At 60.8% G+C, this 21,987-nt stretch carries 18 protein-coding genes; 17 read left to right on the forward strand and 1 reads right to left on the reverse strand.

Translation table 11 applies throughout. The features are described from left to right. The first annotated feature begins 147 nt into the window (after nt 1-147). The 8 genes from AAAX31_RS08695 to AAAX31_RS08730 all read left to right on the forward strand — a co-directional run bounded on the left by AAAX31_RS08695 (nt 148) and on the right by AAAX31_RS08730 (nt 11,252). Nucleotides 148-711 (forward strand): hypothetical protein, encoded by a 564-nt coding sequence (locus tag AAAX31_RS08695; RefSeq protein ID WP_117648155.1) that lies wholly within the window; start codon nt 148-150, stop codon nt 709-711. Nucleotides 712-762: 51 nt separating this feature from the next. Further along, nucleotides 763-2,118 (forward strand): DNA recombination protein RmuC, encoded by a 1,356-nt coding sequence (rmuC, locus tag AAAX31_RS08700; RefSeq protein WP_349076946.1) that lies wholly within the window; start codon nt 763-765, stop codon nt 2,116-2,118. A 126-nt stretch (nt 2,119-2,244) separates the two neighbouring features. Then, nucleotides 2,245-4,047, forward strand: a complete 1,803-nt coding sequence (locus AAAX31_RS08705) for an ABC transporter ATP-binding protein (RefSeq protein WP_349076947.1) — start codon at nt 2,245-2,247, stop codon at nt 4,045-4,047. A gap of 63 nt (nt 4,048-4,110) precedes the next feature. Further along, the gene (gene nth, locus AAAX31_RS08710; protein ID WP_117770291.1) at nt 4,111-4,776 is read left to right on the forward strand and encodes an endonuclease III; all 666 of its coding nucleotides are present in this window, start codon (nt 4,111-4,113) and stop codon (nt 4,774-4,776) included. 156 nt (nt 4,777-4,932) lie between these two features. Next, the gene (mfd, locus tag AAAX31_RS08715; protein WP_349076949.1) at nt 4,933-8,565 is read left to right on the forward strand and encodes a transcription-repair coupling factor; all 3,633 of its coding nucleotides are present in this window, start codon (nt 4,933-4,935) and stop codon (nt 8,563-8,565) included. An 83-nt stretch (nt 8,566-8,648) separates the two neighbouring features. Continuing rightward, nucleotides 8,649-9,512, forward strand: a complete 864-nt coding sequence (locus AAAX31_RS08720) for a phosphatase PAP2 family protein (RefSeq protein WP_349076950.1) — start codon at nt 8,649-8,651, stop codon at nt 9,510-9,512. A 45-nt stretch (nt 9,513-9,557) separates the two neighbouring features. Then, complete coding sequence (locus AAAX31_RS08725; protein ID WP_349076951.1) at nt 9,558-10,583, forward strand: beta-eliminating lyase-related protein; 1,026 nt, start codon at nt 9,558-9,560, stop codon at nt 10,581-10,583. Between the two features lie 78 nt (nt 10,584-10,661). Then, nucleotides 10,662-11,252, forward strand: a complete 591-nt coding sequence (locus AAAX31_RS08730; protein ID WP_349076953.1) for an N-acetyltransferase family protein — start codon at nt 10,662-10,664, stop codon at nt 11,250-11,252. A gap of 21 nt (nt 11,253-11,273) precedes the next feature. Here AAAX31_RS08730 and AAAX31_RS08735 read toward each other — a convergent pair whose 3' ends face one another. Next, nucleotides 11,274-11,996, reverse strand: a complete 723-nt coding sequence (locus AAAX31_RS08735; RefSeq protein WP_349076954.1) for a GntR family transcriptional regulator — start codon at nt 11,994-11,996, stop codon at nt 11,274-11,276. Between the two features lie 205 nt (nt 11,997-12,201). Between AAAX31_RS08735 and AAAX31_RS08740 the strand changes: the two genes are divergently transcribed. From AAAX31_RS08740 to AAAX31_RS08780, 9 genes are all read left to right on the forward strand, one after another. Continuing rightward, nucleotides 12,202-13,194: an SIS domain-containing protein gene (locus AAAX31_RS08740; protein ID WP_349076956.1), complete on the forward strand. Its 993-nt coding sequence runs from the start codon at nt 12,202-12,204 to the stop codon at nt 13,192-13,194. 415 nt (nt 13,195-13,609) lie between these two features. Further along, the gene (locus AAAX31_RS08745) at nt 13,610-14,692 is read left to right on the forward strand and encodes a DMT family transporter (protein ID WP_349076958.1); all 1,083 of its coding nucleotides are present in this window, start codon (nt 13,610-13,612) and stop codon (nt 14,690-14,692) included. A gap of 183 nt (nt 14,693-14,875) precedes the next feature. After that, nucleotides 14,876-15,799, forward strand: a complete 924-nt coding sequence (locus AAAX31_RS08750) for a PTS mannose/fructose/sorbose transporter subunit IIAB (protein ID WP_349076959.1) — start codon at nt 14,876-14,878, stop codon at nt 15,797-15,799. A 36-nt stretch (nt 15,800-15,835) separates the two neighbouring features. Further along, a complete protein-coding gene (locus AAAX31_RS08755; RefSeq protein ID WP_195246997.1) occupies nt 15,836-16,630 on the forward strand; it encodes a PTS sugar transporter subunit IIC in 795 nt (264 codons plus the stop codon). 13 nt (nt 16,631-16,643) lie between these two features. Continuing rightward, nucleotides 16,644-17,477: a PTS system mannose/fructose/sorbose family transporter subunit IID gene (locus AAAX31_RS08760; protein WP_349076961.1), complete on the forward strand. Its 834-nt coding sequence runs from the start codon at nt 16,644-16,646 to the stop codon at nt 17,475-17,477. A 189-nt stretch (nt 17,478-17,666) separates the two neighbouring features. Beyond that, nucleotides 17,667-18,659, forward strand: coding sequence for an SIS domain-containing protein (locus AAAX31_RS08765; RefSeq protein ID WP_117646616.1), 993 nt, complete (start codon nt 17,667-17,669; stop codon nt 18,657-18,659). Between the two features lie 160 nt (nt 18,660-18,819). Further along, a complete protein-coding gene (locus AAAX31_RS08770) occupies nt 18,820-19,449 on the forward strand; it encodes an HAD family phosphatase (protein WP_271743754.1) in 630 nt (209 codons plus the stop codon). Nucleotides 19,450-19,801: 352 nt separating this feature from the next. Continuing rightward, on the forward strand, nt 19,802-20,809 hold the full coding sequence (locus AAAX31_RS08775; RefSeq protein ID WP_349076962.1) for a YitT family protein: 1,008 nt from the start codon (nt 19,802-19,804) through the stop codon (nt 20,807-20,809). A gap of 219 nt (nt 20,810-21,028) precedes the next feature. Further along, entirely contained in the window at nt 21,029-21,748 is a 720-nt protein-coding gene (locus AAAX31_RS08780) for a GntR family transcriptional regulator (RefSeq protein WP_117848830.1), read from the forward strand. The last annotated feature ends 239 nt before the right edge of the window (nt 21,749-21,987 follow it).

A 21,987-nucleotide genomic window follows, 5' to 3' on the forward strand; every position in this document is an offset into this window, starting at 1 on the left:
GTTTGTCGCATTAGGACTTCTAGGGTGTAGGGATTATCGCCACGAGTGGAATCCTTGCATCCTGTGGGTCCTGTCGTGCGACTGAATAGTATTATTGAAGATGAATAATAATAAGGGATACAGGTAATACAAAAAGGAGGTGCTCGGTTGAATCTGACCTTTGAGGGATTCTTAAAAGGCTATTGCCGAGAGCTATCCGGACAGCAGTCGCTGAGTTTTAGAAAATTGGTTGAGCAGGCGACGACGGATGCGCCGCGCGTGGCGGAGGCTCTGTTTTTGCTCGCTTTGGCGCAAGGAAAAGCCGAATACGTTCTGGGTTTATCCGAGGGCTCGTGGATGGAACGGGATTATCGAGACGTTTTATCCTTGTACGGTCAAGCGGGTAGCATGGCGTCTCTATGCGCCAAAAGTGAGCTCCCTAATCGTTATGCCAACGTTTGGCGTGCGTATAGAGCGGTGAAGGAAAAGCCGGCGGCCGATAGAAGGGTGAACGCCCTGATGAGAAAGAAAACGCTGGAAGCATTGGAGGAATCGGGTGTAACGCGCTATGGCCTCTGCCGTGCTCTGCGCCTGAATAAAGGAAACGTATACGCATACTTGGCCGGCGATGACTCAAAGGTGAGCAGGAAAACGGCTCGCCGCATTATGGAATATGCGGAGGAGAGGGGCGCCCAAGAAGGGGCCGGGCGCCCGGTGTGTGTGGCGGGGTAAGATTGATCGCGGTTTTGATTGATGATCGATTGGGTTTGTTGGGCGGAGTTTATGTCTGCTATTGATATTGTGCTTGTTGTGATTGCCTTGGTGGCGGTGGGGGTTGCTGTGGCTTGCGCCCTCCAGCTCAAGAGCCTGCGTGCCGAGTTGCGGGAGCGTGGCGACAGTAGCGCGGAAACGCTGGCAGCGCTCGAGCAGGCCAACAGCACGCTCGACACCCTGAACGTCGCGTTGGCCGAAACCCGCCGCACGGCAAATGCCATCGCGCAGCAGCAGACGACCGACGCCGCCGTAGAGCAGCAGCGCTACCTGACCATTGCGCGCGAGTTCTCGCAGGCCGGCGACCGTATGGATGACCTGCGCCGCGAGACGGCCCAACAGCTTGGCGCCAACCGCGAAGGCATCGAGCATCGCCTGGACAAGGTGCGCGAGACGGTCGATGCCCAGCTGGGCGCCATCCGCAAAGACAACAACGTGCAGCTCGACCAAATGCGTGCGACGGTGGACGAGAAGCTCTCTCGCACGCTCAACGACCGACTGTCGGCATCGTTTAAGCAGGTGAGCGACCAGCTCGAGGCCGTGTACAAGGGCCTGGGCGACATGCAGTCTATCGCCACCGGCGTGGGCGACCTTAAGCGCGTGCTGGGCAATGTCAAGGCGCGTGGCATTTTGGGCGAGGTGCAGCTGGGCGCGATCCTGGCGGACATCCTTACGCCCGACCAGTATCTGGAAAACGTTGCCACCAAGCCTGGCGCCTCGGAGCGTGTTGAGTTTGCCGTCAAGCTGCCGGTAGACGAGGGCGACCCCGTGCTGCTGCCGATTGACTCCAAATTCCCGGGTGATGCGTACGAGCATCTGCTCGACGCGCAGGAGTCGGGCGATACGGAGACCGTGGCGGCTGCGCGCAAGACGCTCGACACCATGGTCAAGCGCGAGGCTAAAGACATCTGCGAAAAGTACCTGAGTGTGCCGGCAACGACCAACTTTGGCATTATGTTCGTGCCGTTTGAGGGGCTGTACGCCGAGGTCGTCAGTCGCCCCGGGCTTATCGAGACCCTGGGCCGCGACTATCACGTCAACGTTGCCGGCCCCAGCACCATGGCGGCCATCCTCAATAGTCTGCAGATGAGCTACCAGACGTTTAGGCTGCAAAAACGTACCGACGACGTACTGCGCGTGCTCTCCGCCGTCAAGGCCGAGCTGCCGCGCTATCAGGCGGCGCTGCGCCGCGCCCAGCAGCAGATCGAGACCGCGGGCAAAACGGTCGAGGGCATCATTACCACGCGCACCAACGTCATGGAGCGCAAGCTCAAGGACATCGACGCGCTGGAGGATGCCGACCAAGCCGATGAGATTTTGGGGCTCACATCCGCGGAGCTGCTCGCAGGCCAAAAAGACGAGGACTAGCTGCATCTGACGGCGGGGCGCCGGTGTAAACGCGGGTGCCCCGCTGCTTTTCGCATCGTGCTTGCCTGAAGTGCGCTTCAATGTGCAACAATGGCGTTTCGCCCTATCAGACGCGAAAGGAAGCCCATGTCTCAGAGAAGCACCAGTCCGCTCAAACGCTCCACCGTGCGCCGCACGCTGCAGCGTTTTTGGGACGTCACGCGCACGCAGCCGCTGATCGTCTTTCTCTCGGTGTTCTCGTCGGCGGGCTACATCTTTTTGCTCACGTTTGCCAACACCTACGTGATGGCCCTCATCGTCGACCGCGTCCAGGCCGGCCCCGTGGCGGGTGACCAGGTGTTTGAGGTCTTCGGCCCCTATATCCTAGCGCTCGTGCTCGTCAACTTGGCAGGCCAGATCCTCTCCAAGCTGCAGGACTACACCGTCTACAAGCTCGAGATTGCGGGCAACTATCACCTGGCGCGTCTGTGCTTCGACACGCTCTCCAACCAATCCATGACATTCCATACCAGCCGCTTTGGCGGATCGCTTGTGAGCCAGACAAGCCGTTTTATGAGCGGCTACACGGGTCTGGTGGACGTGACGGTGTATTCGCTCATCCCCACCATCACCTCGGTCATCTGTACCGTGGCCGCACTCGCCCCGGTGGTGCCCGCATTTACCGTGATCCTGGTGTGCATCATGGTCGTCTACATCGCGTTTGTCTGGCTTATGTACAAGCGCATCATGCCGCTTTCGGCCGCGACGTCCGCCGCGCAGAACAAGCTCTCGGGCGTGCTCTCCGACGCGGTCACGAACATCTTGGCCGTCAAGACCTGCGGGCGCGAGGACTTTGAACGCGATCTGTTCGACACCGCCGACCGCGCCGCGCGCGATGCCGAGACGGTCTCGATGCACGCCATGATGCAGCGCAACTTTACGACCTCGGGCCTTATCGTCATCACCATGGCCGTGGTGAGTGTGTTCGTGGCGGGTGGCAACGCGTGGTTTGGCATCTCGGCCGGCTCGCTCGTCATGATCTTTACCTACACCTATAACCTCACCATGCGCCTGAACTACGTGAGTTCCATGATGCAGCGCATCAACCGCGCTTTGGGCGATGCGGCCGAGATGACGCGCGTGCTGGACGAGCCGCGTTTGGTGGCAGACGACCCGGACGCCCCTGAGCTCAAAGTGACCGAGGGCGGGATTGATTTTGAGCACCTGAGCTTTGCGTACCGTGACGCTGCGGCGGGCGAGAACGTGTTCGATGACCTGACACTTCATGTGGCGGCGGGCCAGCGCGTGGGCCTGGTGGGCAAATCGGGCTCGGGTAAGACGACGCTCACCAAGCTGCTGCTGCGTCTGGACGATGTTCAGGGCGGCCGCGTGCTCGTGGACGGTCAGGATGTCTCGCACTGCACGCAGCAGAGCCTGCGTCGCCAGGTTGCCTACGTGCCGCAGGAAGCGCTGCTGTTCCACCGCTCCATTCGAGAAAACATTGCCTACGGTCGTCCCAACGCCACTGATGAGCAGATTCGCGAGGCTGCGCGCCTGGCCAACGCCCTGGAGTTTATCGACCGCTTGCCTCGTGGCTTTGACACCATGGTGGGCGAGCGCGGCGTCAAGCTCTCGGGCGGCCAGCGTCAGCGCGTGGCCATCGCCCGCGCGATTCTCACCGACGCGCCGATTCTGGTGCTCGACGAGGCGACCTCTGCCCTCGACAGCGAGTCCGAGGCGCTGGTGCAGGAGGCGCTCGAAAACCTGATGCATGGACGTACCTCCATTGTGGTGGCGCATCGCCTGTCCACCGTGGCGGCGCTCGACCGCATTGTGGTGTTGGCCGATGGTGAGATTGTCGAGGACGGCACGCATGCGCGGCTCGTCGAGGCGGGTGGAGAGTACGCGAGTCTGTGGAGCCGTCAGACCGGCGCATTCTTGGAGACGTAAGCGTCTCGGACGTGGGACAATTGTGCCCATAAGTTTATTGTGCCGTTGAGCCGAGGAGTCGTTATGCCACGCGAGACCAATGCCGCCAAGCGCGAGCGCGCCATCGAGGTGTGTGAGCGCCTCAACCGTCGCTATGGCCCGGTCGAGTGCTTTTTGGACCACGAGAATCCCTTCCGCCTGCTGATCGCGGTGCTGCTTTCGGCGCAAACGACCGATGCGCAGGTCAACAAAGTGACGCCGCGGCTGTTTGCCCAGTGGCCCACGCCCGAGACCATGGCCGGGGCGAGCGTAGCTGACGTGGCGGACACCATCAAGTCGCTCGGCTTCTACAAGAGCAAAGCCAAGCATGCCGTCGAGGCCGCGCAGATGATCGTCACCGACTATGACGGCGAGGTGCCGGCCGACATGAAGGAACTCGTGAAGCTGCCGGGCGTGGGACGCAAGACGGCGAACATCGTGCTCAACGTGGGGTACGGCATCGTGGAAGGCATCGCGGTGGATACGCACGTCAACCGCATTGCGCACCGCCTGATGCTGAGTCCCAAGACGCATGCCAAGGAACCGCTCAAGACCGAGCAGGATCTGCTCAAGATTTTGCCGCACGAGTATTGGGAGTCGGTCAACCATCAGTGGATCACCTTTGGTCGCGAGATCTGCGACGCCCGCAAACCCAAGTGTGACGAGTGTCCGCTGGCAGATTTGTGCCCCAGCGTGCGCGTGGCGGGGTAGGGCGGAACGCATCTTCGTCTGGCGTTTTTTGCGGGGCTGGGTTTGCCCTTGAGCCGGAGTCCTCTCCATGCGCTACCATGACAGACAATGTATTTGACGTACGACCCGCCGAGCCTGCCCCGGCGGGCTTTTGGCGTTGCGATGCCGGAGGACCACATGCTCATTCACCGTATAGCCGCGCAGCTCTACACTGCCGAGGCCCTGCAGACCGTCGAGGCCGGGCTCGATGCCGGCGAGGACGTGACGCTGGCCGTGTCGCAGTCGGGCCGCACGCTCATGGCGGCAGCTCAGTTTGCGCGCCGTCCGCGTCCCACGGTCTACATCGTGAGTGGTGAGGATGCGGCCGATCGCGCCGCGCGCAGCCTGGCCGCCTATGTGGGTCTGGCGCATGTGTGCCGCTTTCCCGAGCGCAAAGACTATCCATGGCGTGAGCAGGCGCCCGACGACGCCGTGGTGGCCCAGCGCTGCGAGGCTTTAGGGCGCATCGTGCGCGGCGATAACTGCATCATGGTCGCCTCGGCCCGCGCGCTGCTGCGCTGCGTGCCGCCGGTCGAGAGCCACTACTGGGAGTCCACGACCTTTGCGGTGGGCGAGGAGATTCCTTTTGACGAGGTGCCGCATCGCCTGGTGGGCATGGGCTACACCAATGCCGGCGCCGCCGACGCGCCCGGCCTGTTCCGCGTGCACGGCGACACCGTCGAGGTGTTTCCCGCGCAGGAAAAAGCACCTGTGCGCATTGAGTTCTTTGGCGACGAGATCGACCGCATCCGCCGCATGGTGAGCTCCACGGGCCAAACCATCGGCAACGAGGACAGCATCGAGATCTTCCCGTGCCGCGAGCTGGCGCTCACCGACGAGGCCGTCCACAACATGCATGTGGCGCTCTATCGCGCCAGCCAGAGCGATAGCAAGCTGGCGGCGCTGCTCGAGATGGTGGACGCGCGCATCGTCACGCCCGAGCTCGACCGCTTTTTGCCGGTGATGTACGGCCAGACCGTGAGCCCGTTGGCGCACGTGAGCGGCAAGGCGCTTGTGGTCCTGTCCGAGCCGCGCTCGCTGTTCGATGACTGCCTGCGCGCCTACGAGGATATCGAGGCCCGTGCCGGCGAGGCGGGGGTCGACCGTCTGGACGGCCTGTACGTGCGTGCCCAACAGCTCGACTTTGGTGCTCAGCAGCGCCTGAACTACGTGAGCCTGATTCGTGCCGGCGGCGCGGTTACGGCCGAGCTCAAGATTGAGCAGCCGGCCATTGCGGGCTCGGACAATCGATTTATGACGCGCATTCAGGAGGTCGTGGGCAAGCGCTATGCCTGCGTGTTTGCCATTCCCGACCGCGGTGCGCGCGAGTCGATGGAGCTCACCTTTGGCGACGAAGGCATTACCTTTGAGGAGTCGCTGACGGCCGCCCCCGAAAACGCCGGCGTTATCGGCGACCGTGTGCGCGTGGCGGCGGCGGATTCTGCCGACCGTGCTGCCCGTCAGGAGGCCCATGCCTCGATTCGCGAGCGCCATGCCGATGCGCTCAACGCCCGCTCGCTCGAGGCGGGTGCGGCCCAGGCTGCCGCCGGCGCCGCCGTGCCCACCATCTCGCGCGGGCGCGTGACCTTTGTGGACGCCGCCCTGCCGCAGGGCGTGGTGGTGCCCGATGCCAATCTGGCCGTGTTCTCGATCGCCGACCTCAACGCCCGCATGGACGCCAACCGCGCCCGCAGCCGCCGCAAGGTCGATATTACGCAGATCACCTTCCCCTTTAAGCCGGGCGACTACGTGGTGCACGCAACGCATGGCATCGCGCTCTTTAGCGAGATCGCGCGCCAGGAAGTGGGCGGCAAGGAGCGCGACTACTTTTTGCTGGAATATGCCGATGGCGACAAGCTCTACGTGCCGCTTGAGCAGGTCGACCGCATCACGCGCTATGTTGGCCCCGACGGCGACAAGCCGCGCCTGACCAGGCTCAACACCGCCGACTGGACGCGTGCCACCAACAAGGCGCGCAAGAACGCCAAAAAGCTGGCGTTTGACCTGGTCGATCTGTATACGCGCCGCTCTTCGATTACCGGTATCGCTTGCCCGCCCGACACGCCCGAGCAGATCGAGATGGAGCAGAGCTTCCCCTACGACGAGACGCGCGATCAGCTGGAGGCCATCGCCGATATTAAGGCCGATATGGAGGCGCCCAAGCCCATGGACCGCCTGCTGTGCGGAGACGTGGGCTTTGGCAAGACCGAGGTCGCCCTGCGCGCGGCGTTTAAGTGCGTGGACTCCGGTCGCCAGGTCATGGTGCTCTGCCCCACGACCATTCTGGCCCAGCAGCACTACGAGACGTTCTTTGAACGCTTTGCCCCGTTTGGCCTTGAGGTCGAGGTGCTCAGCCGCTTTCGCACGCCGGCGCAGCAAAAGCGCGCACTCAAGGCGTTTGCCGAGGGCACGATTGATGTGCTCATCGGCACGCATCGCCTGCTTTCGGCCGATGTGAACCCCAAGAACCTGGGCCTGGTGATCATCGACGAGGAGCAGCGCTTTGGCGTGCAGCACAAGGAGCAGCTCAAGAACCTGCGCGAGCAGATCGACGTGCTCACGCTTTCGGCCACGCCCATCCCGCGTACCATGCAGATGGCCACGAGCGGCGTGCGCGATATGAGCCTGATTACCACGCCGCCGACTGGGCGCCGCCCCGTGATCGTGCACGTGGGGGAGTACGACCCCGACGTGGTGAGCGCGGCGATTCGCCTGGAGGTGGGTCGCGGCGGACAGGTGTACTACGTGTCCAACCGCGTCAAGACCATCGATGACGCTGTGGCACGCGTGCACGAGGCCGCGCCCGAGGCGCGCGTGGGCGTGGCGCACGGCAAGATGAGCCCGCGCGAGGTCGAGGACGTGATGATCGAGTTCGCGACCAAAAAGATCGATGTGCTCATCGCCACGACCATCGTGGAGAGCGGCATCGACAACGCGACCGCCAACACGCTCATCATCGAGGACTCGCAGCGCCTGGGTCTGGCACAGCTCTACCAGCTCAAGGGCCGTGTTGGCCGCTCGGCCACGCAGGCATACGCGTACTTTATGTTCCCGGGTGAGCTGCCGCTCACCGAGGAGGCCACGGCGCGTCTGACCGCACTTTCCGAGTTCCAGGACCTGGGCAGCGGCATGCGCATCGCCATGCGCGACCTGGAGATCCGCGGCGCCGGTTCGCTGATGGGTGCCGAGCAGCACGGCAACCTGTCGAGCGTGGGCTTTGACCTGTTTACGCAGATGTTGGGCCAGGCCGTGGCCGAGGCGCGCGGCGATGACGATGCCGGCGTGGAGGCGGCGAGCGTGGGCATTAACCTGCCGGCCGATTACTTCTTGTCCGAGGAGTACCTGCCGGCGGTGGACCAGCGCGTGCTCGTGTACCGCAAACTCGCGGCGGCCGAGGACTTGGAGAGCATCGACGAGGTGCAGGAAGAGACCGAGGCCGCGCATGGCGAGCTGCCGTTGGCGGGGCTCAATCTGTTCAACCGCGCGCGCATCCGCATTCGCGGCGAGCGCCTGGGGCTCGAGAGCGTCACGCTCAGCGGCGGGCGCATTACCTTCCTGGGGGTTGACGTTCCCAAGAAGGTAGCCTTTGAGTTCAAGAATCGCTATGGCGCGGTGAACTTCCCCAAGAGCCGCAAGCTGTCGGTGCCCTACAAGGCGGGCGCCGGCGCGGGCAGCGGCCTGGGTCGCGGCCTCGACGCCAACGACGGCGCCGGCCCCGTGGCGGCCACACTCATGCTGCTGCAGCAGCTGGGCGCTACTGACGATGACTAACAAGTAAGTCGGTGGGACAAAACTACTGATAACTTTGTCCCACCACGTTGCGGGTCGACCCTTCGCCCGATGGAAAGGAAAGCATGTTCGGGTACATCTACAAGAAAGACGCCGCTGCCATTGCGGTTGTCCTGTGCCTTTGTCTGGGCGTGGGCAGTTTCTTCGATTACCAGATCTCGAGTGCGCTGTTCAACATCGGCAGCATGTACGGACGCTTTATCGAGGCCGCCGGCGAGCTGCCGTTTGAGCTGACGGCGAGCATCGCGGGCGTTATGCTCGTGCGCGCGGTGCGTCCCGATTCCAGGGGGAGCAAATGGCTCGCCGTGCTCGGCATCCTCGTCAATGTTGGCTTGGCCGGCTACGAGATTATTTCGTCCCTGCTGGTTGGCGGCAAACTCGTCGCGGTTCAGTTGGTGTTGACGTTTGTGCTGGTTATCGCTGCCAACTTTGTCGTCTATCGCCTTACGCGCGACACCGACCCCGACGAGCTCACGCGCTGGGCGCTGATGGTGCTTGCCGTGTGGGTCGCTCAGGCCATCATCCTCAACGTCATTGTCAAGCCGTTGTGGTCACGCCCGCGCATGCGCGTGATCGAGGTCACGCCGGGGCTCAATTTTCAGCCGTGGTGGGTGATCGGTAACCCCGACAAGTGGGCCTATATCGCCGCCGGCGTGATCAAGGACGGCTTCAAGTCGTTTGCGAGCGGACACACGGCGCATGCGGCGATCGGCCTTATGCTCGCCGGGCTTCCCGCGGCGGCCTTTAAGGAAAAGCCGTCGCGACGCCGCGTGGTCTTTTGGGTCGCGGCGGCCGTCGCGGCGCTCGTCGCCTTTGGCCGTATCGTGATCGGTGCACACTTTTTGACTGACGTGAGTTGCGGCTTTGCCCTGGTGTTGGCACTTGAGTGCCTTGCCGCGCGCATTGCCTATCCTCACGGCGTACAATAGCCCCACCTGAATCATCTGGACGATACCTGGTAAGAGAGGATTGCCATGCTCGCGTTCAACAATGACTATTCCCACGGTGCACATCCGGCGGTGCTGCAAGCGCTCGTCGACACCAATATGGAACCGCAGCCCGGCTACGGCACCGATGCGCATACCGAGCGTGCCAAGCAGCTTATCCGCGAGGCCTGTCAGGCTCCCAATGCCGACGTGTTTTTGCTGGTGGGCGGCACGCAGACCAATGCGACGGTGATTGACATGCTGCTCGCGCCGTACGAGGGCGTGGTCGCCGCCGAGACCGGCCACGTTGCCTGCCACGAGGCGGGCGCCATCGAGTTTGGTGGCCACAAGGTACTCACCATCCCCGGCTACGAGGGCAAGATGCATGCCGAGGATCTCGAAAACTATATCCAGGTGTTCTACGAAAACGAGAGCTACGAGCACACGGTATTCCCGGGCGCCGTGTATGTGAGCATGTCGACCGAGTATGGCACGCTGTACTCTGCCGCCGAGCTCGCGGCGATCCATGCGGTGTGCCAGAAGCACCAGATTCCGCTGTTTGTGGATGGCGCCCGCCTGGCCTATGCGCTGGCGGCCGATGAGTGCGACATTACCCTGCCCGAGTTGGCGCAGCTGTGCGACGTGTTCTACATTGGCGGCACCAAGTGCGGCGCGCTTTGCGGCGAGGCCGTGGTGTTTTGCGGCATGCACGCTCCGGCACACCCCATTCCGCGCATTAAGCAGCATGGAGCGCTGCTTGCCAAAGGTCGTCTGACGGGCGTGCAGTTTGAGGCGCTCTTTACCGACGGCCTGTATTTTGAGATTGGCCGCCAGGCGATTGAGACGGCGCAGGCGCTTCGTCGCGTGCTGCACGAGCACGGCTACCAGTTCTTCTTGGAGACGCCCACCAACCAGCAGTTTGTGATTTTGCCCAATGAGGACATGGCCCGCATTCGCGAGCACGCCTCGATCGAGTACTGGGAAAAGTACGACGAGACCCGCACGGTGGTGCGCTTTTGCACCAGCTGGGCCACGATCCAGGAGGACATCGACGCGCTGGCGGCTGTCCTGTAGGTTGATGTAATGACGAGGGGCCGCCTTGCGCCTGGGTTTGGCGCGGGGCGGCCTTTGCTTTTGAGAGGGAAGGGTTGTATGGCCGAGATGTCCGAGCCGACGATTCGCCTGGCGACGCCCGATGACGCGCCGGCGTTGCTTGCCATCTATGAGCCGTATGTGCTTAAGACGGCGATTACCTGCGAATACGAGGTGCCGAGCGCCGAGGAGTTCGCCGGGCGCATCGAGTGTACACTCGAGCGCTATCCGTATCTGGTGATGGAGCTGGACGGGCGTCCGGTGGGTTATGCCTACGTGAGCCCGCTCAACAGCCGCGAGGCATACGACTGGTCGGTCGAGACGTCGATCTACCTGGCGCGCGACGTGCGCCATGGGGGGCTGGGTCGCAAGCTGCACGATGCGCTCAAGCAATGCCTGATTGCGATGGGCATCACCAACATGTGCGCCCTCATCGCCGTGCCGCACGATAAGGACGACGAATACCTGACGCACAACAGTCAGGATTTCCATGCCCATATGGGATATCGCCTGGTGGGCGCCTTCGACCGCTGCGCCCAAAAGTTCGGCCGCTGGTACGACATGTGCTGGATGGAGCTGGTCCTAGCCGAGCGCACGCCCAACCAGCCCAAACCAACCTGGTTCCCCGACCTCCCCAAACCTACCATTTAGGGACAGGTTTATTTTGGCAGGTTAGCCGATGGGCTCGGTATATTTGGCGCGGTCGGTGCGTTGGATGCGCTTGGAGACATGGAGTGGGCGGCCGTCGGTGTCGTAGACGTAGTCGGTGATTAGGATTAGCGCCTGCCCGCGCTCGACGTTGAGCAAAAACGCCTCGTTTTGCGAGGCATAGCACACCTCAAAGGTCTTGTGCCCCTGTGCCGGCGCGCGATGGAATTCTTGACGCAGCGTCGCGTAGAGCGATCCGTTGAGGTCGCGATCGATGAGCGACCCAAAGCTTGGCGGCAGATACGTGGTCTCCAAGCACAGCGGGGCGTCGTCCAGATAACGTAGGCGGACAAGTTTGACGAGCTTGCTGCCCACGGCGGCGTCAAAGAACTTAGCTATGCTGCCGGCCGCCTTGGCAAAGCCCGAGTCCACGGTGCGCGTGGTGGGCTTCATGCCCTGACCCTGGACCTGTGTCGTATAGCTCGAAAACACCAGGTTGTTCTCGTGGAGCGCGGGCGTGTCGGCCACAAAGGTGCCACGTCCGCGCTCGGTGCGCACCAGGCCCTCGTCAACTAACACCTTAAGCGCGTGGCGCACGGTACTGCGCGACAGCCCCGATTCGTCCATGAGCTCCATCTCGGACGGCAGCTTGTCTCCGCGTGCGTAGGTGCCGGCGGCGATGCGGTCACGCAGCGTACCCGCCAGACGCTCGTATTGGGCCAAGTTCTTTTTTGGCGAAGTGCTCATGCGAACAACCTGTATCTAACTTGTATGCTTACTGAACCAAGCATGTATCCAATATGACAACAAAATCGCTGGTAATGGATTGCCGAAAACTTTACCAGCAAAATTTCTAAGACAAATATAGCATACAACTAGTCGACATAACCAAAACATGTATGTAACTTGTATGCCATCGAGAGCATCAAACGAGAAGAAAGGCTGATGCACGATGACCACTCAGGAACAGGTTAAGGACGTCGTCTCCCAGGTTTTGGCTGACAAGGCGGACAAGGGCGGTATCAAGCGCGTCGTGTGGATTGGCGCCGGCGGATCCAACGGCGGCAACTATCCTGCCCAGTACTTTATGGAGCACGAGGCCACGCAGGTCGTGAGCTCCAGCTACACCAGCAACGAGTTCGTGCACGCAACCCCTGCCTACGTCAACGAGAACACCTTGGCCGTCGTCGTGTCCATGCGCGGCACCAAGGAGACCATCGTCGCCGCCCAGGTCGCCAAGGACCACGGCGCCAGCACCATCGCCATCTATGTCGACGAGTCCGGCCTCACCGAGGTCTGCGACTACAAGATCCAGTACGACAGCCTGGCCGTCGACGAGTCCTGCATGGGCCGTACCAACTCCGCCGTCGTGACCATGATCGCCATGGAGCTCACGCAGCAGACCGAGGGCTATGCCGAGTACGAGACCGCCATGGCCGCCTTCGACCTGATCGATCCCATCTATCGCAAGGCCGTCGAGTACACCCGTCCGCTCGCTGCCAAGTGGGCCGAGCAGAACGCCGACAAGCCCTGCATTAATGTCATGGCTCAGGGTCCGCTTTTTGGTGCCGCTTACGTCTTTAGCATCTGCAACGTGCAGGAGATGCTGCAGATCGACTCCTGCACCATCAACACCTGCGACTTCTTCCACGGCCCCTTCGAGATCCTGGACAAGCGCACCTCGCTGTTCCAGCTCATCAGCGTCGGCCGCAGCCGCTGCAACGACGAGCGCGGCATCCGCTTCGTCAACCAGTACGGTGGCGAGCGCGTCTATCAGCTCGACGCCAAGGAGCTCGGCCTCAACGACATCAAGGACAGCGTGAGCGAGTACTTCAACCACCTGATCTTTGCCCCGATCCTCAACAATGTGTACATGCGTGCACTCTCTGCAGTCACCCACAAGGACTACATGACGCGTCGCTACATGTGGAAGCTTGAGTATTAGTTACGCGGTTTTACCAAACCGCGTAACGGCTCGACGCTGCGCGGTCCGCATTTGGGCAATCTGACGTTCAACTTCAAGGGCGCGACCAGAAGGTCAGCGCCCTTTCGTTTCACGTCACCTTGCCTCAAATGCGGCCCGCTCGCTGACTTATGCTCAACCAGCGGCGCCTTAGACGTTGGGAACGTTCCTTTTCTGCCGGCAGTTGGGGACAGTCCTAGTCGTTGGGGACGTTCTTAAATGACTAGTCATCCAAGAACGTCCCCAACGACTACTCATTTAAGTACGTCCCCAATGAGTACCCAATGAGTGTGTGGGCGATCGGATTTTCCCGCTCGCCGATTTGTGTCTTGAAAAATGTATATAACGACTATAACGTAGTGTGAAACATATTGGAAACAATACCGAGGAGGCTGCGTTGAAGAAAAGCAATCTGGGCTATGTGCTGGTGCTGATCGCCGCGCTTATGTGGGGCAGCATCGGAATCTTTGTAAAAGGCATCTCGGCCCTGGGTGTTTCGTCTCAGAGCATGGCGGCCTTTCGCCTGTTGTCAGGTGCCGTCTTAATGGCTCCGGTCTTGGCGTTCATGGGTTGCCAGGGAGGCGATCGTGAGGGAAAAGCATCGGGTCCCCTGGCACTGTTCAAGGCAAGTCCTAAAGAGCTTGTTCCCTGTGCGCTTCTTGGCATTATCGGCCTCGCCACCGCTAACACGCTTTATTACGAGTGTATGGGCGAGGTGGGCATGTCCACGGCCTCGGTGCTGCTCTACACCTCGCCGGTGTTTGGCGTCATGCTCGGCCGCGTGCTTTATCGCGAGGATGTGACTCCCAACAAGCTCGTTGCCATCGCTTTTAATATCGGTGGCTGTGTACTTGCAGTGACCAATGGCGACCTTTCCGGTTTCCATTTTTCGGTTTGGGGCGTCACGTCGGGCGTGATCGCGGGCTTTTGTGGCGCGTCGCTCGCGGTGTTTAGCCGGATAGCAACCAAGACGGTCCACCCGCTGGCTGTCACGTTTTGGGGCCTTGTTTTTGGCGGTGCGGTTATGGCGGCTATCGCGGCTCCGTGGCCAGATGTCGCCGCGGCAATGTCGCCACAGCTGCTGCTGTTGTTCTTTGGTTTTGGACTCATCCCCACAGCCGTGGCCTATGTCTTATATATGCAGGGTCTGTCCATGGGGCTCGAGACGTCGAAAGTTCCCGTCGTAATGTCATTCGAGACGGTCGTCACCGTACTGCTGGGCATTGGTGTCTACGCCGAGCCCGCCGGCGCGATCAAGGTCCTGGGCATCGTGCTGGTGCTCGCGTCCATCCTGATCATGAACACCGACTTCTCCAGGCTGCGCAACAGCGTCATTGTCAAACGTATTGTCGAGAGCATGACCTTTAAGCCCAACGCGTGGTGGACCGAAAAATCTCAGGACATGGATCTGTTTAAGGAACGCACTGGCATCGCGCTGGAGCCCACCGTGCAGGAAAGCCCCTGGTACTTCGTGCGATAGGGGATTGTGCACGGCGTCTGGCCTGGGGTTATCCAGCCAGCGCCGGCCTATCCAGCCCCAACGTTTCAAGTACGTTAAACCCGTCAACGGTCGATTTTCACCCGCGAACGGTCTTTATACTAATTAGCAATATAAGCAACGTATAAGACGTTATAATGACCATAACGAAAAGGAGGAGGCAAGATGAATCAGATCATTCTCGCATCTCATGGCGGCCTGGCCGCAGGCGCCAAAGACACGCTCGAGATGGTTCTCGGCGACGTGTCGAACGTCCACGTCGTGTCGCTTGCTCGTGACGACAAGGAGCCCATCACCAACAAGGTGGACGCCATGATCGCCACGTTCAACGCGGACGACACCGTCTATGTGCTGACCGATATGCTCGGCAGCTCGGTCAACAACAGCATGGTCGAGCTTTCCAAGAACGGCACGAAGTTCACGGTTGTCAGCGGTTTCAATATTCCGCTGGCGCTGACGCTCGCTATGAGCCCCGCCCCCATCAAGGGTGCCGAGCTCGCGGCCCTCATCAACGAGGCCCGCACCGGTCTGACCAACCCCAACGCACCGGTCGAGGCCGTCGCGGCTCCCGCCAAGAAGGCCAAGGCGTCCCGTCACAGCTCCGGTCCCGCCAAGATCGTCCTCGCACGTCTTGACTACCGTCTGCTGCACGGCCAGGTCGTCTTTACCTGGACCACCAAGGTTCAGGCCGAGCGCATCATCGTCGTCGACAACGCTGCCGCCAACGATGAGATCAAGAAGGGCGCTCTTAAGCTGGCCAAGCCCCAGGGCGTGCGCCTGAACGTCTTCACCGTCGAGCGTGCCCTCGCCAAGATGGACAAGCTCAACACCCTCGGCGAGCGCGTCATGTTTGTCTTTGGCAACACTGCCGAGATGCTGCAGTTCTGCCAGGGTTACAAGCTCGACGCCATCAACCTGGGCGCCACCGCCAACCACGACGGTGCCGATCAGATTGGCGGCAAGGACAGCTCCGTCTTCTTCGACGCCACCCAGAAGGCCGACGTCAACCAGCTGCTCGACATGGGCATTAAGCTCTACGTCCAGCAGACCCCTACGTATCAGAGCGTCGACATCGACGCCAAGCTGTAATCAACCAGGCTTTTGCCTGACTGAAAGGAGAAGGGTATGAATACGTTCATCAGTGCGGTGCTCGTCGGCCTCGTCGGCGTGTTCTGCATGTGGGACTCCCGCCTGCTCGGTCGTCTTAACTTCGAGCAGCCCCTCGTTGGCGCTACGCTCGTCGGTCTGCTGCTGGGCGATGTGCCCACCGGTCTTGCCGTCGGTGCCGCCGTCGAGCTCGTGTCCATGGGCCTGGTGCAGGTCGGCGCCGCCGTTCCGCCCGATATGGTCCTGGGCGGCATCGTGGCCGCTGCCTTTGCGTGCCTGACCGATGCTTCCGCCGAGACCGCCATGACGATCGCCATCCCGGTCGCCGTCCTGGGTCAGCTCCTCGGCATCGTGTTCCGTTCCATCATCGCCGTCCTCACCCATGTGGCAGATAACGCGATTGATAACGGAAAGTTCAAGACCGCCTACCGTATGCACATCTGCGCCGGCTCCGGTTTGTACGCCATCATGTACTTCCTGCCGATCTTCCTCGCCGTCTTTGTTGGCACCGACCTGGTTCAGGCCATCGTCAACATGGTTCCCGAGTGGCTGTCCACTGGTCTTAACGTTTCGACCAAGATCATGACCGCCTACGGCTTGGCCCTGCTGCTCACCATGATGATCAAGAAGGGTATGACTCCGTTCCTGTTCATCGGTTTCCTGCTCGCCGCTTACCTCAACCTGTCCGTCATCGCGGTCGCTCTGATCGGTGTGTGCCTGGCTGTCGTCTTCATGGGCTTCAAGTTCAACGGTTCCCATGCAGCCGCCGGTGTCGATTCCGACTACGATCCGCTCGAAGACGACGAAGACTAAGGAGGAACACACTATGGCAACCGCAACCAAGGACGTGTCCCTGAACAAGAAGGTCAGCCAGTTCTTCTGGCGCTCCTGGGCCATCCAGGCCTCTTGGAACTACGAGCGTCAGATGAACATGGGCTTCCTCTACGGTATGGTTCCCACGCTCGATCGCCTCTATCCGGACGAGTCCGACCCCAAGCAGCTTGCTGCTAAGAAAGAGGCTTACCACCGTCACATGGCGTTCTACAACTGCACCCCGCAGACGAGCGCTTTCATCCTGGGCCTCGCCGCCTCCATGGAGGAGGAGTACGCCAAGGATCCCGAGAACTTCAACCCCGATTCGATTAACGCGGTCAAGACCTCCCTTATGGGCCCGCTTTCCGGCATCGGTGACTCCTTCTTCCAGGGCACCATCCGCGTTATCGCCTTTGGCTTGGGCGTTCAGCTGGCTCAGCAGGGCTCCATCATGGGCCCGATCCTGGCCCTTCTCATCTCCATCGTCCCCTCTGTGCTGATCACTTGGTTCGCAGCCAAGATGGGCTATCAGGGCGGACACGAGTACCTGAGCAAGCTTCAGGGCGGCGACCTCATGGAGAAGCTCATGTATGTCTGCGGCATCGTGGGTCTTATGTCCGTGGGCGGCATGATCGCTACGCTGATCGGCGCCACCACCCCGCTGCAGTTCGCTGAGGGCACCGTCGTGATCCAGGACATCCTGGACGGCATGATGCCCCAGATGATTTCCCTTGGCCTCACTGGCCTTATGTACTGGCTCATCAAGAAGAACGTCAACACCGGTTGGCTTCTCGTGATCGCCATCGTGGGCGGCATCGCCCTCTCCGCGGCCGGCATCCTGGCCTAGTCGCGACCAAGCGCCTAATCGCTTTCCCCCGGGGGCCTGCCTGGCATCCCATACCCCAGGCAGGCTTCCATCCCTAAATGTGTCAAAGGGACAGTTCCTTTGTCACATCCTCAACGGGCCGGCGACTCGGTCCAAATCACGGTAACCCTGCGAGCGCCCGGCAATGTGGCGCCGCAAAAATCGAAAGGAATGTGTCAGATGTACGAGATCGACCTTAACCTCCCTAAGCAGATCGTCGCTGACGTCCTGTCCAACCACGAGATCCACAGCGTCGCCTTCGTCGGCTGCGGCGCTTCCATGTCCGACCTTTACCCCGCCAAGTACTTCCTGGCCAACAACACGGACAAGCTGAACGTTCAGATCTTCACCGCTAACGAGTTCAACTACGACACGCCTTCCTGGGTCAACGAGCACACCTTCGTGATCACCTGCTCCCTCGGTGGCTCCACGCCCGAGACCGTCGAGGCCAACAAGACCGCCAAGAAGCACAACTGCCCGGTCGTCTCCCTCACCAACAAGGCTGGCTCCGCTCTGACCGTCGACGCCGACCACGTCATCGTTCACGGCTTCCACGCCAACTACGCTGCCAAGTGCGAGAAGCCCGGCTACGCCATCGCTCTTGCTCTCGAGATCCTTCAGCAGACCGAGGGCTATGACCACTACGAGGACATGATCACCGGCCTCACCAACGTCTTCGATCTCTGCGAGAACGCCGCTCAGCACTGCAAGAAGCTCGCCAAGAAGTTCGCCGAGGACTTCAAGGACGACAAGATGATCTACTTCATGGCCTCCGGTGCCTCCGAGAAGATGGCTTACTCTCACGCCGCCTTCCTGTTCACCGAGATGCAGTGGATCGACGCCGCCGCCTACAACACCGGCGAGTACTTCCACGGCCCGTTCGAGGTTTCCACCGAGGGTAAGCCCTACGTCTTCTTCATGTCCGATGGCGCTACCCGTCCGATGGACGCCCGCGCCCTCACCTTCCTTGAGCGCATGGGCGCCAAGGTCGCTCTGATCGACTCCAAGGACTACGGCCTGGCTGACGCCGTGCCCGCGAGCGTCATCACCTACTTCAACCCGCTGCTGCACCTCGCCGTTATGCGTGAGTACGGCAACCAGATCGCCGAGGCCCGTCAGCACCCGCTGACCATGCGTCGCTACATGTGGAAGCTTTCCTACTAATCACAAGTAAGTAGACCTTACGGGTTGATTGAGAGGGGATGGGGTTTGCGCCCCGTCCCCTTTTTTGCTCTGGGGAGGGCGTGTCTGTCGTGTCGCAAAACCCCAGATTAAACCTACCAAAATAAACCTGTCCCTTTTTGGCAGGTGGGAGGAGATGCGTATGATCAAGGCAGTGCTGTTTGACATGGACGGCGTGCTGGTCGATACCGAGTGGTTCTACAACCGTCGCCGCGTGGCATTTATGGAAGAGAAGGGCTTCCACTTTGACGAGATCCCCGATCTTTCGGGGTCTAACGAGCCCGCCATTTGGAAGGCGCTGGTGCCCGACGATGTTGAGCTGCGCGAGCGCCTGCGCGTGGAGTACAAGCAGGTCTACAGCCCGGACCACCCCGTTCCGTATGCCGAGCTTCTCAACGAGCAGACGGAGCCGGTGATGCGCAAGCTGCACGAGCGCGGCGTGAAGTGCGCCATCGCGAGCTCGTCCTATCGCGAGCTCATTGACGAGCTGGTGGAGATTGCCGGTATCGCCGACGTGCTGGACTACACCATCAGCGGTCACGAGTGCAGTGCGTTTAAGCCCGACCCCGAGATCTACCTGCGTGCCATGGAGGCGCTGGGGGTGGAGCCTGCCGAGTGCCTGGTTATCGAGGACTCGCCTTTGGGCATCGAGGCCGGTAAGTGCTCCGGCGCGCGCGTCCTGGCGCTGCGTCCGCACGAGGGCGTTAACCTGGACCAAACGGGAGCCGACGCCGTCATCGACAACCTCGCCGACATTCTGACCGCTTTGTAGCGTCAATTCGCCGCAAGAAGTGCGGATTCACACGTCTCTTGCGGTGGATTGGCTCATTTTGGCTTCGATTTGATCCGTTTGGCTTCGACTCAGGCTAAGTGAGTAGACTTTTTGGCGCAGGCCGAGCACAAAGCGTATCTGCCTTAGTAAAACCGCAGGTCACGGAAGTGGCAGCTTTGGGTGTGCTCGGCAGGTCGCGAAAAGCCTACTCACTTAGAATTTGGCTCTTTGGTTGGGGGGCTGCTGGCTCGTTTTGGTTGTCGAGAGAGGGTGAATTGAAGCGTCCTCTCGCGCTCCATGCTACAATCGCCGGCATGCCCCACAATTACATCTGCCTTCGAAAGGAGCCTACGTGGCGAACGCCATCGATCAGCTCACGGACCGCGTGCTCGTGCTCGGCCGCCTCACCATCGTCCGCCGCGCCATTACCGCGGCGGCGGTCACGATTTCTGCCGTTCTCCAGACATTTCTGATTCAGGCGTTCATTCGGCCCGCCGACTTGCTTCCGAGCGGCCTTACCGGCGTCGCGGTCCTGCTCGATCGCGTTACCTCGCTCGGCGGCGTTCACATCGACATCTCGCTCGGTATGCTTGCGCTCAACATCCCCGTGGCGCTCCTATGCTGGAGCGGCATCAGCAAGCGCTTCGTCATCTTCTCGATGATGCAGGTCGTGCTCTCGTCGCTGTTCCTCAACGTCTTTCACTTCGCTCCATTTTTGGGCGACAAGATCATGCTCATCATTTTTGGCGGCGTGGTCTCGGGTCTGGGCGCTGCCATCGCACTTAAATCCGGCGCATCTACCGGCGGCACCGACTTTATCGCGCTGTGGGTTTCCAACCACACGGGCAAGACCATCTGGGGCGTCATCTTTGGTTTCAACTGCTTTATCCTGGCGATCTTTGGCTTTATGTTTGGCTGGGACAAGGCGGCGTATTCCATCGTGTTCCAGTTTATTTCGACCAAGACCATCGACAGTTTCTATCGTCGCTACGATCGCGTGACGCTGCAGATCACGACGCGTAAGGCAGACGAGGTCATGACTGCCTACGTAAACCATTTTCAGCACGGCATTAGCTGCGCCGAGGTCGTCGGCGGATATAGCCGCGAAAAGATGTACCTGCTGAACACCGTTGTCTCGACCTACGAGAGTCAGGACATTATCAAGCTGGTGTGCGACGTTGATCCCGGCGCCGTGATCAACGTGTTCCACACGCTCAACTTTGTGGGCGGCTGGTGGGGTGGTCATGTCGACGAGCCCATGCCCACGGCCGTTCCCGATCCCGACAAGCCCGCACGCATGGCCAGCAGGCAGGCGCGCCTCAGCGAACAGGACAGCCTGCAGCAGGACGACGGCAAGTAGGGTATTGGCATTTTGCCGGTCCTGCGCAACCCATCCGAACGAGCCCCCCGAAAGCCCCGTTGCTTTCGAGAGGCTCTCGTTTGCCCAGATAAAACCTACCAAAATGAAGCTGTCGCTTTTTGGTAGGGAGGGTGTATCGTTTTATCATTATGAGGTAACATAAAACTAGACGTTATATACGTATTAGAAATTTAGCTATTTTGATAAGAGTGATCAGATATGCCTGCGCCCAAAAATGCACCGCTTTACCAGCAGATTTATGACGAAATCAAGGATGCGATCGAGAAAGGTGTTTATGCACCCAAGGAGCGTATTCCGTCCGAGCTTGAACTAGCCGAGCAGTACGAGGTGAGCCGTATTACGGTGCGCCGCGCTGTCGAGGAGCTGTGCTCCGATGGTTACCTGGTTAAGCAGCAGGGCCGCGGCACCTTTGTCTCCACGCCGCACATCAACCGCCAGTTTCACGCCTCGACGCTGCAGACGTTTACCGCGCTGTGTGCCGGCAACGGCATGAAGGCCGGTGCGCACGTGATCGATCGCCAGATCGTTCCGGCGCGCCAAAACGAGATGGAGTTCTTTGGCCTGCAGAAGGATGCGCTGCTGCTGCATATCAAGCGCGTGCGTACGGCCGACGGCGAGCCCATCTTTGAGGAGAACATCTTTGTGCCGTTTGATGCCTACCGCGAGCTGTTGACGGCCGATCTTGAGGACAAGTCGATTTTTGCCGAGGTCGAGCGTGTTGGCGGAATCCCGATTGTCTCGGTTGGCTACCGTACGGTCGAGGCCGTTCGAGCTAACGCCGAGCAGGCGGTCGAGCTGGGCATTGCTCCGCACGATCCGCTGCTCAATCTGCGTGCCGGCTTTACCGGCCCCAATGGCGAGCCGGTCCTGATGGGTAAGCAGTACTACGTGGGATCGCGCTACGTTATGGTCATGTAAGTTACGCGGTTTTACCAAACCGCGTAACGGCTCGACGCTGCAAGCCCGCCAGAGCGGCAATCTGCCTTTCAACTTCGGCGGCATGACCAGAAGGTCAATGCCGTCTCGTTTCAAGGCACCTTGCTCGCTCTGGCGGGCTTTCGCTCATATGACCCAATCCGCTGTCAAGAGCCACAATGGCCCCGCCGACCGCTTGCAATCGGTCGGCGGGGCCTGCCGTTGAACCCGTCCCGGTCCGC

This window comes from Collinsella sp. CLA-ER-H5 (assembly GCF_040092375.1).
Taxonomy (GTDB): domain Bacteria; phylum Actinomycetota; class Coriobacteriia; order Coriobacteriales; family Coriobacteriaceae; genus Collinsella.